At 48.4% G+C, this 14,364-nt stretch carries 11 protein-coding genes and 1 pseudogene; 6 read left to right on the top strand and 6 right to left on the bottom strand.

Annotation, left to right across the window (positions count from 1 at the left end):
• Nucleotides 1-419 precede the first annotated feature (419 nt).
• From BSZ32_RS00005 to BSZ32_RS00020, 4 genes are all read right to left on the bottom strand, one after another.
• Complete coding sequence (locus BSZ32_RS00005) at nt 420-1,541, bottom strand: LOG family protein (RefSeq protein ID WP_105041528.1); 1,122 nt, start codon at nt 1,539-1,541, stop codon at nt 420-422.
• 138 nt (nt 1,542-1,679) lie between these two features.
• Nucleotides 1,680-2,093, bottom strand: a complete 414-nt coding sequence (locus tag BSZ32_RS00010; protein WP_105041529.1) for an OsmC family protein — start codon at nt 2,091-2,093, stop codon at nt 1,680-1,682.
• Nucleotide 2,094: 1 nt separating this feature from the next.
• Complete coding sequence (locus BSZ32_RS00015; protein WP_105041530.1) at nt 2,095-4,692, bottom strand: SUMF1/EgtB/PvdO family nonheme iron enzyme; 2,598 nt, start codon at nt 4,690-4,692, stop codon at nt 2,095-2,097.
• The gene (locus tag BSZ32_RS00020; RefSeq protein ID WP_105041531.1) at nt 4,682-5,341 is read right to left on the bottom strand and encodes a sigma-70 family RNA polymerase sigma factor; all 660 of its coding nucleotides are present in this window, start codon (nt 5,339-5,341) and stop codon (nt 4,682-4,684) included. The genes BSZ32_RS00015 and BSZ32_RS00020 overlap by 11 nt, the downstream gene beginning before the upstream one ends.
• A gap of 207 nt (nt 5,342-5,548) precedes the next feature.
• On the opposite strand from BSZ32_RS00020, the gene BSZ32_RS00025 reads away from it, so the two are divergent.
• From BSZ32_RS00025 to BSZ32_RS00040, 4 genes are all read left to right on the top strand, one after another.
• Nucleotides 5,549-6,532 carry an N-acetylmuramoyl-L-alanine amidase family protein gene (locus BSZ32_RS00025; protein WP_105041532.1) on the top strand — a complete coding sequence of 328 codons (984 nt, stop codon included), beginning with the start codon at nt 5,549-5,551 and terminating at the stop codon, nt 6,530-6,532.
• A 165-nt stretch (nt 6,533-6,697) separates the two neighbouring features.
• Nucleotides 6,698-6,901, top strand: coding sequence for a hypothetical protein (locus tag BSZ32_RS00030; RefSeq protein WP_129589504.1), 204 nt, complete (start codon nt 6,698-6,700; stop codon nt 6,899-6,901).
• 208 nt (nt 6,902-7,109) lie between these two features.
• On the top strand, nt 7,110-7,820 hold the full coding sequence (locus tag BSZ32_RS00035) for a Bax inhibitor-1/YccA family protein (RefSeq protein WP_105041534.1): 711 nt from the start codon (nt 7,110-7,112) through the stop codon (nt 7,818-7,820).
• An 80-nt stretch (nt 7,821-7,900) separates the two neighbouring features.
• On the top strand, nt 7,901-8,545 hold the full coding sequence (locus BSZ32_RS00040) for a hypothetical protein (protein WP_105041535.1): 645 nt from the start codon (nt 7,901-7,903) through the stop codon (nt 8,543-8,545).
• Here the strand turns inward: BSZ32_RS00040 and BSZ32_RS00045 are convergent.
• On the bottom strand, nt 8,542-8,895 hold the full coding sequence (locus BSZ32_RS00045; RefSeq protein ID WP_129589505.1) for a hypothetical protein: 354 nt from the start codon (nt 8,893-8,895) through the stop codon (nt 8,542-8,544). The two genes, BSZ32_RS00040 and BSZ32_RS00045, sit on opposite strands and share 4 nt — an antisense overlap.
• A 281-nt stretch (nt 8,896-9,176) precedes the next feature.
• On the opposite strand from BSZ32_RS00045, the gene BSZ32_RS00050 reads away from it, so the two are divergent.
• Together BSZ32_RS00050 and BSZ32_RS00055 are read left to right on the top strand one after the other, a co-directional pair.
• The gene (locus BSZ32_RS00050; protein ID WP_105041537.1) at nt 9,177-12,971 is read left to right on the top strand and encodes a phosphoribosylformylglycinamidine synthase; all 3,795 of its coding nucleotides are present in this window, start codon (nt 9,177-9,179) and stop codon (nt 12,969-12,971) included.
• A gap of 180 nt (nt 12,972-13,151) precedes the next feature.
• Entirely contained in the window at nt 13,152-14,141 is a 990-nt protein-coding gene (locus tag BSZ32_RS00055) for a phosphotransferase enzyme family protein (RefSeq protein ID WP_105041538.1), read from the top strand.
• Nucleotides 14,142-14,170: 29 nt separating this feature from the next.
• Here the strand turns inward: BSZ32_RS00055 and BSZ32_RS18535 are convergent.
• Nucleotides 14,171-14,351, bottom strand: a pseudogene (locus BSZ32_RS18535) (LysR family transcriptional regulator); the annotation flags it as partial.
• Nucleotides 14,352-14,364: the final 13 nt, after the last annotated feature.

Raw genomic sequence — 14,364 nt, forward strand, 5'->3', positions numbered from 1 at the left:
AAATACCAACAATTAGACATTTGAATTCATTTCAACAAATAGCGCGCAGCATTAGAAAATGCTAAGGATTGGGTGAATAATTTACTGCGGCAATCTCCATCTACACCACCATTTATAGCATTTGAGCGATTAGATTGTCGCGAAAGTTCAGAATCCCAGGATTCTTAAACAAGGCAGCAAGAAAGCGATTTTTAGACCCAGTTAACAAAATTGGGCAGAATTTTTCATGGGTAGCGCAGACCAACGACATCAGACATCATAGTTTCCCGGAAATCGCCGTGAAAAGCTCCAGTTTCGTAGGTTAATTCTGTCCAGCGCCGCAGGCATCAGCCCAAGTCCCCCCCCTCAACGATGCAGCTCTGCAGCTAAAATGAAACCTACAAAGCCATCATTCCGACAATATAACTGGGGAAATGGCATTAGCCCCTTTTAGGAGGATGGGTTTCGATAAAGGAAACCACTTCATCTATCTCATCCGTGCAAAATAGGTAATCGCCATATTCTCGGCCTTCGGCCAATTGCTTTAGACAGGGGTATAGCATTGTATCCTCAATGTATCGCTGCTTACCTAAAAATACCATCGGACTGATTTCATCATAGGTTAGGTAGTGGTTCTGAGTCGCATCCATGAAGATCTCCTGGGTGGTACCCGCACTTCCAGGGGCATAAATCACGCCATGAGTCGCTATTGACAGCAAACCGTCCTCCCGAATGCTGTTAGAAAAGTACTTCGCTATATGCGTGCTAAATAGATTACTAGGTTCATGCCCATAAAACCAAGTAGGCACCGAGAGGCTGGACCCACCTTTCGGAATCAGGTCTAGGACTGAAAGAGCCGCCTTCTGATAACCATCCAATGCGAAGTGTGGAGTAGACTTCAATAGATCTAATACTTGATCCACCATCTCATCCGAAGCATCTACCATCCAAGCGCCAAGGTTTGCAGCCTCCATAATGCCTGGCCCACCTCCTGATGCAACGAAGAAGCCTTTTCTACTGAGACTTCTGGCCACTCTGACAACTTTTGCATAACTCTCGGAATCTCGCCCTGTGGTATGCCCCCCCATGACACCGACTACTTTCTTCTTTCCGCCCTCTTCAATCCGGCCTCCGAGTAGATCCCTCACTCCATCATCAATAGCGTGATCGTGAAGCCTTTGAGCTAATGACTCTAATATGTCAGCCTTGCTCTTGCCCTTTTGGACAAAGTGATCATAGATCATCTTATCGAGACTTCTATCTTGCTGTTTCGTCCAGCCCTTCATTAGCTCTTCTCGCGAATATAAGCGATTGCGGTATGGGTTGTATGGAAGGCTGGGGAAATTAGGGAAAATAACTGCGCCCTTGTTGAGTAAAAAGTCAGCAGTCACCTCAACGGGAAAATGACATCCTAAGAAAACTGCGCCTTGAAAATCTAAGCGGTCCCAATTGATTTCAACATCAGTAAAGTCCAGGCCCTGAACTACAGCACAGTGCAATTGACCTTTCTGTTTCAAGAAAGCCTCAAGGCTATCCAGTTCTCTCACTACGGCACATTTCATTGCTAATAGCCTAAACCATGACCACTAAATATCTATCAGATTATTTGTAAAACCTGTTATTCTGAAGTAAGAGGGAATTTAGTGCTATTTTGATGGCGCGCATCTTGACTCGTGGCTCCGTCAGGCTGAGCCCCCGCTCTAGGTATTTTGCCAAACCCAATCAATCGGAATCTCAATGTCCCCTCTAAGGCTCTGATGGACTGGGCACGTGAGAGCGGCATTGATAAAGAGATCTTTCAAAGGAGAATCAGCAGGCAGGGGCATTTCAATACATACGGGCAACTTTGAAATTCGTCTAGGCTGATCATCAGACATGATTTTTTGCACTTTAAGTGTGAGCCCATCGAGAGGGATTTCGCGACGTTCAGCAACAATACCGATAATAGTGAGCATGCAACTACCCAGCGCTGAGGCCACGAGATCTGTAGGTGAGAATGTCTCACCCTTACCATTATTATCGACAGGCGCATCAGTTTCTAATGTCATCCCAGATGGACCGTGAGTCGATTTGCAGCGGAGTTGACCTTCATAGCTCGTTGTAATTTCGACCATATTATTCTGATTTTTGAGATTCATCTACGAGTATAATTCGGAAGCCGAATTGATTATCACGAAACGACTTTGACATCTGGAAGCGCGACCATACACGGAGATGATTTTTCGTGAAAGTGGCCCAACTACCACCGCGGACAACTGCGAGTTCGGTACCCTCTTCATAGTCTGTATCTACCCATTCATACACATTGCCACAAAGATCATAAAGGCCGTTGGCGCTTGCTGGAAAACTTCCCACTGGAGAGGTTTTTTCAAAGCCATCATTGTAGCCTTCAACTGTGCGGTCCATGGAAACTCCAACAGCCTTGGCTGCTGTTTCATCGGCGAGATTCGCGACTAGATTACTCGGTGGAAAATCCGCCCCCCAAAAATAGAGGTTCGAGAGTCTTGGGTCATTTTGTGCGCGGTGATCTCTCTCAGATGGCGATTGCTCAGGCGCCTCCTCGAAGCCAGCTAACTCGCTCCACTCAAGATCAGATGGAATCTTATATCGGTGAGATTCACTAATAGTGGCCGATGCTCGCTCTCTAGCAGTAAGCCATTTACAGAAATCGATAGCGTCTGCTCGATTGACCCCAACTACGGGATGATTCGGTTCCTGCCTGAAGCCTGGACTACGGAAACGTCTATGCTTTGTTTCCTGCATGAACAAATTATAATCCTTAACGCGCGTCTCGAACTCCGAAGCCATCAGACCGTCACGGATCGGCACCATAGTTAAGCCTAAACTATTCTTCCACTTAGCACCAAAGATGACCCCGTTATTTTTTTTCAGAATTGCATTTAAAATAAATGCCTCATTGTCAGCTAAATCGATAGTATACTTATGCTTTTGGTAGCCATCGACACGAAGCTCGATCTGCATTTTCTTAGGACGCAACTGCTCTAATTGGAACGGGGTAGTCCCTATGAATTCTTCATCAACATAAATACGCGCTCCCTCGGGGTTCGAGTTGAATAGGATCGAGGCATAGGCAATTTTTTTCACCACAGACCGAGTAGGCAAGACTCCCTTATTGCGATCCACAGCCGTATAATCGGTAGCAGCTAGATCTGGCACCTGCACAAAATCCATCATCTGCCCCTCCTCCAACAGTCCTTCGTCTCGAGCCTTTGCTTCCAACCAAACTATGTATGCTACTGCCTGCACTTCGGTAAGTAATGCTATCTCAATACTATCCACACTCTCGCTGAATGGGATATACTTAGCAGCATGCTTATTTCCGGTATCTTGCAGAAACTGCTTAAAATCGCTAGAGCGAAGAAAGCCAGAAATATGGAATCCGTCGCGTGGCTGATACTCCACTCCGAGTGGACCAGTCCAGACATCATCCTCTAGTGGTGGTCGAAAGACACTGAGTTGCTCATTGACCACAAAAATTTCTTGATCCGGGACTGTGTACGTCTTTTCCAAAACGCCATAGCCATCGAGCTCGAATCGATAGGTTACGACATCGCCTGGCTCAAAATTGCGAAATTCCGTAGGAGTCACCTCATAGAGCAATACACCATTCTCAGAGACCTGCGCGTAGGGTGGGCTAGTAATCACCTTGATCGCACAAACTTCATTCTTTGGACTGAGATCTGGATCTGGAACTGGATCTGGAATATCGACGATAGGAATAGTCACGGACGAATAACTGAAAATAGGCTGAATACGTGACCAAGCTTCCCAATAGAATGCGGCGCTGGCCAACAAACCGAACACTAGCAATATGAGAGTATTCTTAAAGAGCGAGGCAGCACGCTTTTTGCGCATTTTCTTTCCCTGCTGCAGCCTACTCACGGTCTCACTAAGCTCTTCAGCGGTGGTGATAGTACGTTTTGATTGCTTAGGCTCGCAGATATCGCAGATGAGACGATTCATCTCCAACCAAACCTTTCGCTTATCCCCTGAAGGCAATTCATCTGGCAACTCAGGAAATTGAAGACGATCCTTACCCGTCATCATTTCGTAGAGTACCTTCCCTAAACTATAGAGATCAGCTTGCGCCGAGCCGGGCCCCTCAGGAGGAACGAACCCCTCGGTGCCAACAAATGTCCTTTGATCGCGTGGTGCCACTAGTCCAATATCAGCCAATTTTGCCTTCCCCCCCACAAAGATCACATTCGACGGCTTCACATCACGGTGCGCTAGGCCGCGCTGATGGAGGTACGACAATGCATTAGCTAGACGCAGTGCCACATCTAAACAAAAATCAAGATCCAATGGAGTGCCATCGGCTGTGACTAAATCTGAACGTAGGGTGCGGGCTTCATACTCAACGGCATTGATCTCAACGCCTGTGTGATAGTCATCTCCCAACTCCATGACGTAGTAATAGAAGATCTCTTGTCCTTCTTTACTCCGTCCGACGTGGAGGATATTGACCAATCCAGGGTGATCCCTAGAAAGCGGTTCATATTGGAGAATTCCGTCAAATTCACGCTCGAAGCCACGTTCGTCATCGAAATCCTCGCGCCAGACAACTTTGACAGCACGCCATGCGCCAGTCACTCCACGAGCCAGCCACACTTCACCATAAGCACCGCCGCCAATTTTGCGCAGAACTTCGTGATCAGGGATATGGATCTCTAGCCGGGGATTAGTCGTCATCTTGGTCTAATTTAGCCAACTCCTTCTTCAGCACTGAGCCAACTCTATGCTTGGCTAGGTATACTTGAGCCATACTGACACCTAGATGATCCTGCACTTTTGAGGCATCCCATTGCTTTACTACATAATAGTCAAAAATCTGATATTGCTTGGGTGAGACTTGTGCTTTCACACGCGCTAAAGCCGCGTCAGCCAAGTTCTTTTTCCACTCCACTTTCCACAAGCGGTCGAGCACATCACCTTTAGGGTCTTCCACTCGATCAATAATGGCAGTCTTACGATCATCATCGTAAGCGCCACCAATCGTAGCAGTGTCCTTTTTACGTTTACGGAACTGATCATTGATCCTCCAACGCGTCATATTCATGAGCCAAGTTTTGAAGGAACCTTGAGCTGGATCATACAGCTTTTTCTTAGACTGCTTAGCGATGGAGAGAATCGTTTCTTGCACACAATCAAATGCCTCTTCAGACCTTAAGCCACTCTTGATGGCAACAGAATAAATCAAACGCCAATAGGTTTGATAAAATTCATCCCAAGTCCTCTGATCTTCCCAGTTATCGAGTCGAGCTATCAAACTTTTGCGCGTCTTGGCAAAGCTCTGTTTCAGCATTTCGTCACGCTCTTTATCTTGTTGCTTCTCGTCCATCTGTTCTGAGCTTTAGCACATTTCACCTGCTCTGTCTGCTATCGTTGTTAAAAAACGGGGAATTACAAGCCGAGCTATCAATAAATCCTAATTATTTATTTTAGGACCCAACATATCCACCAAACCCCAACTTTGAGTTTGCTATCGCTAAAAGATGTCACTAGATTGACGAAAGCTAATTTCATTCACTGTTACGATTGATCATTTATGACCAAGCACTTTCGACTACTCACCACCCTGCTTTTTTCCTTACTTTTCGCTAATGCTGCGATGGCTGGGTGGGAGACTGTGAACATCCGTGACAAGCAATACGTGACAGCGCGGAGCTTAAAGTCCTTCTACGCTTTCAAGACTCTCACCCGATCCGGCAGGAAAGCCACTCTTGAAAACACGGCAGTCAAAATGGAAATCTCGGCCAATAGCCAAGAATGTATAATGAATAGTGTGAAGTTCATTTTGAGCTATCCAGTCGTTGAGCACTCTGGCCGCTTGCTTGTCTCTCGGATTGATCTCTCAAAGTTAATCGATCCCGTTCTTCGCCCGTCTTACATTCGAGGCGCTGGAAATTTCCGCACAGTCATTCTGGATCCCGGCCACGGCGGGAAAGATGCTGGAGCCGTCAATCAATACGGTACCGAGGCTGGCTACAATCTTATCGTCGGAAGACTGGTTCGCGATATCCTTAAGCGTCACAGCTACAACGTGATCATGACGCGTGAGAGCGATCGCTACCTCTCACTTCAGCAGCGGGTCGCCTTTGCCAACCGCTACCAAAATGCCATCTTCATCTCGATCCACTTCAACGCTGGTGGTCGCCGTCAAGCCCGCGGTATTGAGACATTTACCCTCTCACCTGTGGGTATTGCCCATTACGGTCGCTCTGTGAAAGCGTCTGACCACAGAGAGCGCAATGGAAACCACCAAGACTCTGCCAATATCGCATTGGCCACCGCCATCCACGGACGCACACTCCAGCGCACCCGCTCGGCCAGCATCCCTGACCGCGGCATCAAGCGCGCTCGCTACAGTGTTCTCACCAGCGTGAAGCACCCCGCGATCCTGATAGAAGGCGGCTTCCTGAGCCACCCGACCGAGGCGCGTCTCATCCACTCATCTAGTTACCAATTCAACGTGGCAATGGGAATAGCAGAAGGCATCATGCGCTACCGTTCGGCTCTCACCAAACGCTAGACCATGCACCCTGACACCCGCCTCATCTGCGGCATTGGTCTACCTGTACCACTTAGCATTTCAAAAGAGACAGATGTTGTTTTTTAGGTTCTAGAATGTTCGCTTCGCGGCAGAATTGAGTGGCTGGGCGCTTTCCATATGATTCGGCGTTTCTCCTCAGTTACGATGCTCACATCGCTCCTTCGTCGAGCCTTGATTTCTAAAGAAATCACTCCAGCATCAACCTCTTTTGAAACACTAAGTGGTATTATTACTGGAATTTTAGTTCTCCGCATCAGCTGGACCTCGCTCACCTTTAAGCAAAATAAGGAACACGCGTACGACTTTCACGATCTTGATCGTTCTATGACGGCAAGCACTGTGCGCTAAAAGCTTCTTTCGTGGACTCGCTGTGTTTTTACAAGGAAGGACCGAACCCTACGTGGCCCAAGCTTCACTCTACTCGGAGGCCTTTCAGTCATCGCGGTCGGCATTCTTTTTCTCAATTCGACTCAAAACTGACTGCCCCCTTATTCTTCTCTCAAGATTACTTGATATTTTCAATTGTCGCGCTAGATTACAGCGAACCAATATAACAATGTTAGAATCTACTTCATACGCCTCTCCATACACCGTAGCAGCTCAGCCAGCTGACGTTCGCGCCACTTTCATCAAGAAGACCTATGCTCACCTCGGTGGAGCCATCGGGCTTTTCGCGATCCTCGAATATTTTTTCCTGAGATCTCAGACCATGCTCAACCTTGTGCAACCGATGATGGGAAATTGGTGGATGATTCTCATCGGATTCATGGGAATTTCTTGGCTTGCAAATAAATGGGCAACTAGCAACACATCACTCGCTATGCAATATGCAGGACTAGGACTTTATGTCGTAGCGCAAGCTATCATATTTATTCCCCTACTCTATATGGCTATCGCTATCACTGGAAGCACCGCACTCATTGGTCAGGCTGGAATAATAACCGCCGCTCTCACTGTAGGGGTCACAGCGATAGCCTTTATAACGAAGAAGGACTTTTCCTTCCTCAATAGCTTTTTGATGATTGGTGGTTTTATTGCTCTAGGCTTGATATTTTCCTCCATGATTTTCGGTTTCAACCTAGGCCTCATCTTCAGCGCGGCAATGGCTATCTTCGCCAGCGTAGCCATCCTACGCGACACGAGTAATATCATCCACAAGTACGGAACTGAGCAATATGTCGCAGCTTCACTCGGTCTTTTTGCCTCAATAGCCCTCCTGTTCTGGTATGTGATTCAGATTCTCATGTCCCTCGCTGGTCGTGACTAGAAGGGAAAGCACTCCACCATTTCAAAAAGCGTTTCGGGCTTCCCCTCGAAGCGCTTTTTCTTTATCTTTCAGGAAGCATTATGGCTAAGCAAAAGACACTACCTGAGCACGTTCAAATCATTGAGTCACTCATGCTCCGCAGTAAGCAGCACAGAGGCATCATGATCCCCACTATGCTGATGACTGGAATTGCGTCTTTGGTATTAGGTACCAGCATCACCCTCAAAACTGGACGCGGCATCGACCTCTACACCTACCCGATCAGCGCTGGAGATTGGATATGGACATGGATCTCTGCAGCCTTTTGCGCACTCATCGTAGCACTATTTTTTGCGGGAAAGCAGGCCAAGGCCGATGGACACAAGCTCAACACACCACAACTGAAACACGTTTTTAGAAGTCTCCTCCCCTCACTGCTGCTGGGTTTCGTGACTGGAACAGCCCTGAGCTTTCACGACATCAGATTCTTACCGCTTACAGCATCGCTCTGGATTGCTAGCTATGGAGTCGCTTTATTATCTATTCGGCTCTACACCACAAAATCAGCACGCTTTTTGGGCATTCTGATGCTAGCTCTAGGCCTCGCCTGCTTTTGGGTAAGCTTGCGCACGCAAGAAGTTATTCACCCGATTCACTTGGCAAACTTCTTCATGTCCATAGCCTTTGGCATGTTCCACTTGATCGTAGCATCTGGCTCTATACTTTTTGCTAAAGTCCAAGGCTAATCTAGCGGCTTCATTGAGAGTTTCTCTCGCCGCTTCTCAAGCGCCTCGAAAACTCGCTTAAGTTCAGACTTGGTGTACGACTTCACGACTAAGTCATCCGTACCGATAAGGTACCGACCATTAGCTGAAGCTGGAGCAATCACTACAATCCGTCGTTGTGGCGAGCCAATTTTCACCTCCAAACCTAGAGCAATCGGGTAGACCCAAGCCTTGAATTCTCCTGTAAACTTTTGAAACTTGGCTTTTTCTGGGAGGTTCAAGTCAGATTCGATACCTGGTTCCACGTCGTGTCGAGCCTCAAAGGCAAGATACATTTTCACGGTACGCTCTAGAGCTAATTTATTCTGCATGTAATTTGTGAGTTTTTTTTCCGCACAAATACTCTGAAAAGTGAACGATCCAATGAGAGCTAAAATTATCAGAAAACAACGCATAGACTTACCATAAGACCAAGCCACAGGGGTTGACAACAGCAATCTAACATATAGCTCATGCCAGAGCTAGATAAGGGTGAAAGAATAATGCTCGAAACCCTTCAAATAGTCAGAAATCTCACTTGCTCTTAGAGCGTTGATCCCCTACTCCCAAGTGACACATTTTCCATTTCACGAACTTAACATCACTCATCACAATGCATCGCGTTTTTGTCGAAAAACAAACAGAGTTCAACTCTCCAGCTAAGGAGTTGCTCCACGACCTCAGAGAAAATCTGAGTCTCACCAACCTCGAAGGCGTACGCGTGATTCAGCGCTATGACATCGATGGCCTCAGCGATGCTGATTTCGCACAAGCGAGCCAGCTGATCCTTTCCGAGCCACAGGTGGAAACAGCTTCCGCTGACCTCAGCGTTGCAGCAGACGAAACAGCTTTCGCAGTTGAGTTCCTTCCTGGTCAGTTCGACCAACGTGCAGACTCCGCAGCGCAGTGTGTGCAGATCCTTACTCAGCAGGACAAGCCAATCGTGATTTCAGCCCGCGTCATCATTCTCAAGGGCTGCATCTCCGCTGAGCAACTTGTCGCGATCAAAGGTTACGTGATCAATGCCGTTGATTCACGCGAAGCATCGATGGAAGCTCCCGAGTCACTTGCTCAGGAAATCACCACTCCAGCAGACGTAGAGATCCTCGAGTGGTTCATCACATCCTCTGACGAAGAACTCACAGCCAAGCGCAACGAGCTAGGACTAGCGATGAGCGCGCAGGACTTCATCTTCACACAGCGTTATTTCCGCGACGAAGAAGGCCGCAACCCGAGCATCACAGAGATCAAGATGCTCGACACCTATTGGTCTGATCACTGCCGCCACACGACTTTCGCCACTAAGCTCAACGAAGTTACTTTCGCTGACGGCACAGAAATGATCAAAGCTGCTTACGTCAAATACCAAGAGACTCGTGAAGAAGTCTACGGTGCAAAGATCGACTCTCGCCCTGAGTGCTTAATGGACATCGCTCTGATGGGCATGAAAGAGCTTCGCAAGACAGGCGAACTCGACAACGTGGAGGTTTCCGAGGAAATCAACGCAGCTTCTATCGTCATTCCAGTCGACGTCGATGGCGTCGATCAAGAGTGGCTGCTCATGTTCAAAAACGAGACACACAACCACCCAACTGAGATCGAGCCATTCGGTGGCGCGGCGACTTGTCTTGGTGGTTGTATTCGTGACCCACTTTCTGGCCGTTCCTACGTCTATCAGGCAATGCGCGTAACTGGTGCTGCGGACCCACGCACACCATTCGCTGACACAATGGCAGGCAAGCTGCCACAGCGTAAGATCTGTAAGGGCGCAGCTGACGGCTATTCATCCTACGGCAACCAAATCGGTCTCGCGACTGGTCAGGTAGCTGAAGTGTACCACCCGAACTACGTTGCCAAGCGCATGGAAATCGGTGCGGTGGTGGCAGCAGCACCTAAAGAAAACGTCTTCCGCGGCTCACCAGCTGCTGGCGACGTAATCCTCCTCATCGGTGGTCGCACTGGCCGCGACGGTGTTGGTGGAGCTACTGGTTCCTCTAAGGAGCACACAGACACAGCCCTCGACAACTCAGCTGAAGTTCAGAAAGGAAATGCTCCTACTGAACGCAAGGTGCAGCGTCTCTTCCGTAATGGTGAGCTGACTAAGAAAATCAAGATTTGTAACGACTTTGGTGCTGGCGGAGTTTCTGTCGCTATCGGCGAAATCGCTCCTTCACTGGTGATCAACCTCGATTCCGTGAAGAAGAAGTACGACGGCCTCGACGGCACTGAGCTCGCAATTTCCGAGTCACAGGAACGTATGGCAATCTGCGTCGACCCATCCGAGATCGATTACTTCCTCGCTGAGTGCGACAAGGAAAACCTCGAGTGCGTTAAAGTAGCAGACGTTACTGACTCTGGCCGACTCGTCATTACATGGCGCGGCAAGAAAATCGTGGATTTTTCCCGCGCATTCCTCGACACCAATGGTGTGACTCTCAGCGCTGACCTCCAAGTCAACGCACCTACAACTGAGACTCCTTTAGGCAAGCCGATGGCTTCTCTCCTTTCTTCTAATTGCTCAGATCTGGAATCTAAATTTACAACAGCACTTTCTGACCTCAACTCATGTGGTCAAAAAGGTCTCGGCGAGCAGTTCGATAGCTCAGTCGGTGCTGGCACGGTTCTCAGCCCATTCGGCGGTAAGTACCAACTCACTCCCACTGACTCAATGGTGGCTAAAATCCCACTCATTGCTGGCAACACCACGACTTGTTCTTACATGTCATGGGGCTTCAATCCTAACATCGCTAGCTGGTCACCATACCACGGCGCAGTTTACGCGGTTACTGAGTCAGTCTGTCGTATTGTTTCCGCAGGTGGTCGTCTCAGCGACGTTCGCCTCACACTTCAGGAATACTTCGAAAAGCTCGGCACTGATCCAGCACGATGGGGCAAGCCATTCGCAGCTCTGCTCGGTGCTTTCACCGTGCAGAACGAGCTTCGCCTCGCTGCCATCGGCGGCAAGGACTCGATGTCCGGTTCGTTCAATGAAATCGACGTTCCACCGACACTCGTTTCCTTCGCAGTGGCTCCTGGTAAGACAACTCTCGCAGTTTCTCCTGAATTCAAAGAAGCTGGCAGCGACCTCTACCTCGTGACAACTCCACGTGACGAAAATCACCTTCCAGACTTCAAAAAGCTGATGGAAATTGCTAAAGCGCTGTACGCTGCTAACGAAGCTGGCGACATCAACGCAATGCACACCCTCGCAGAAGGCGGTCTCGCAGTCGGCATTTCCAAGATGTCCTTCGGTAACAAGATCGGCGCAGAACTCACACTCGCTGAAGACGCACTCTTCACTGAAGGTTACTTCAACTTCATCCTCGAAGTCAAAGCTGGAGCAACACTCCCAGCTGAACTCAACGCAGAGAAAATCGGTCAGACAACAGCAGCTCAGAACATCACTGTTGCTGGTGAAACTCTCGATATCGACACACTCATCGCAGCTTGGACTAGAACGCTTGAAAGCACTTACCCGTCCAACACTACTGTGGCTCACAGCGAACTAGAGACATTCAGCTACGTAGAAGAAGCTTCCAGCCTCTTAGGCGAATCACCTAAGAGCACTTCATCACATAGAACAAAGAGCCTAGAAGGCTCTTCTACGGCTCGCCCAAAGGTAATCATCCCATGTTTCCCTGGAACAAACTCTGAATACGATTCAGCTAAGATGTTCAACGAAGCGGGTGGAGATGCGCACATCGAAGTGTTCCGCAACATCACTTCAGATCAAGTGAACGCGTCACTCGCAGCACTAGCTAAGCAGATTAACGAATCTCAGATCCTCATGCTTCCTGGTGGATTCTCCGCTGGTGATGAGCCCGACGGTTCAGGCAAGTTCATCGCAACTGTGCTGCGCAACCCAATGGTTCGCGACGCAGTGATGGACCTCATCAAGAACCGCGAAGGACTCGTGCTCGGTATTTGTAACGGCTTCCAGGCTCTCATCAAAACTGGACTCGTGCCTTACGGTGAAATTCAAGACCCACAGGCAGGCGCACCGACACTCACATTCAACGACATCGGCCGCCACATCGCTTGCTACGCAACAACACGCATTGCATCCAACAAGTCACCTTGGCTCGCTAACACGCAGGTCGGTGATCTGCACAGCATCCCATTCTCACACGGCGAAGGCAAGTTCTACGCCACTGAGGAAGAGATCAAGCAGCTCGCTGCAAATGGCCAGATTGCTACCCAATACACGGACCTAGCCGGCGCACCGTCAATGGACATCGCCCACAACCCGAACGGCTCACTCTTCGCCGTCGAAGGCATCACATCGCCATGTGGACGGGTCTTTGGCAAGATGGGCCACACAGAGCGTCGCGGCCAAGACGTAGCCAAGAACATCGCAGGCAACAAGCACCAGCCACTGTTTAAAGCAGGCGTCGCCTACTTTAGTTAATCGTTAATCGATAATAGTTAGCTAGATGCGCTGGTGCGCATGATAAAAAATATTTCAAAGCGCGTCCTAGTAATAGGCCGCCGCTTTTTTGATTTCTAGCTAGAGTTCGTAGAATTTGATACCTCAACCTCTCAAACAACACTAAACCGCATAAAACCGCATAAAACCAACTAACAGAGTATGCTAAACATCGAACTCCTTAATACTCTTGTCAGACCCTTTGGGATTTCGGATGCGGACTTAGAGTTCATACAACACTCTCAAAATATTGTCTACCGACAGCTAAATCGGAAGCGTGTTATTCGTATTTCAAAAGAAAGGTATCGAACTGAATCCCAAACAAAGGCTGAGTTAGATTGGGTAAACTATCTGGCGAAGCAAAATATCAGTGTGTGCCGCCCAGTTCCCACGGAGAATGGTCAAACTTTTCTCAGCTGCGTAATTGAAGGTGTGCACTACATTGTTTCGAGCTTCGAACACGCACCAGGTCTACCAGCACTACGCCAAGACGCCGATGAGGTAGTATTCGAAAAACTAGGAGCCCTGAATGGAAAGATGCACCAAACAGCCAAATCCTTCGCAACAACAGGTCACCCATTAGATCGACTCATGTGCCATGAATCACGTCTATTAAATGAAGACTTTTTAGAGTTTAAGCAGTCTATCACCCCCAAGTTTAGAGACAGCATCCTAGACATGATCAGTGAGCTAAACGAAGGCAGAAGAACTCCTGAGTCATTCGGTCTAACACATGGAGACATCAACTTCGTAAACTTCTACCAAGACAATGGAGAGCTATGGATCTATGACTTCGACAACTGCGAATATGGCTACCACCTACAAGACCTTGCTACGACCCTCTATGATTCGATCTATTGCAAAGTATTGAACAAATTCGCCGATGAAGGACTAAACTCTCGAATCAAATTTTTATGGGGACCTCTATTGAAAGGTTACCTAATAAATAGCCCCTCAAAGGCAGTCGACACCTCACGTCTCAAGAAATTCTTTATTCTCAGAGAGGCCATCATTTACGTCCACTACCACCGAACTTTGAATGTCGAAGAATTGGGGGATTCGTTCCACAGAGGGCTTGAGGTGATGAGGCTAAATGTGGAGAACCAGACGCATCAGGTAGATTTCGCAGCAATCTCCAATCTCAAAAATTAACTTAAAAGCTGCATCAGTCGCACTTGCTGCTAGCTCGTGGAGGACTGCGCCTGCTCGAGGAACGCTTGGATGTAGTCGACGTCTGCATCCTCTTCGCGGATGCCTAGATAAATTTGCTTCTGCACGCCTTCTTTGCCTAACTTCACAGGGTGGATATCGTATCGTTCGGGCAAATTCGTTCACTAACCAGCGAGGCAATGCAATCACGCCTACAGCCAAGCCA

The sequence above is a fragment of the Rubritalea profundi genome, assembly GCF_002954445.1.
Lineage (GTDB): Bacteria > Verrucomicrobiota > Verrucomicrobiia > Verrucomicrobiales > Akkermansiaceae > Rubritalea > Rubritalea profundi.

Coding starts and splice junctions, on each gene's coding strand:
- BSZ32_RS00005 (WP_105041528.1), bottom strand. CDS start 1,541: ATGAAATGTGCCGTAGTGAGAGAACTGGATAGCCTTGAGGCTTTCTTG.
- BSZ32_RS00010 (WP_105041529.1), bottom strand. CDS start 2,093: ATGGTCGAAATTACAACGAGCTATGAAGGTCAACTCCGCTGCAAATCG.
- BSZ32_RS00015 (WP_105041530.1), bottom strand. CDS start 4,692: ATGACGACTAATCCCCGGCTAGAGATCCATATCCCTGATCACGAAGTT.
- BSZ32_RS00020 (WP_105041531.1), bottom strand. CDS start 5,341: ATGGACGAGAAGCAACAAGATAAAGAGCGTGACGAAATGCTGAAACAG.
- BSZ32_RS00025 (WP_105041532.1), top strand. CDS start 5,549: ATGACCAAGCACTTTCGACTACTCACCACCCTGCTTTTTTCCTTACTT.
- BSZ32_RS00030 (WP_129589504.1), top strand. CDS start 6,698: ATGCTCACATCGCTCCTTCGTCGAGCCTTGATTTCTAAAGAAATCACT.
- BSZ32_RS00035 (WP_105041534.1), top strand. CDS start 7,110: ATGTTAGAATCTACTTCATACGCCTCTCCATACACCGTAGCAGCTCAG.
- BSZ32_RS00040 (WP_105041535.1), top strand. CDS start 7,901: ATGGCTAAGCAAAAGACACTACCTGAGCACGTTCAAATCATTGAGTCA.
- BSZ32_RS00045 (WP_129589505.1), bottom strand. CDS start 8,895: ATGCAGAATAAATTAGCTCTAGAGCGTACCGTGAAAATGTATCTTGCC.
- BSZ32_RS00050 (WP_105041537.1), top strand. CDS start 9,177: ATGCATCGCGTTTTTGTCGAAAAACAAACAGAGTTCAACTCTCCAGCT.
- BSZ32_RS00055 (WP_105041538.1), top strand. CDS start 13,152: ATGCTAAACATCGAACTCCTTAATACTCTTGTCAGACCCTTTGGGATT.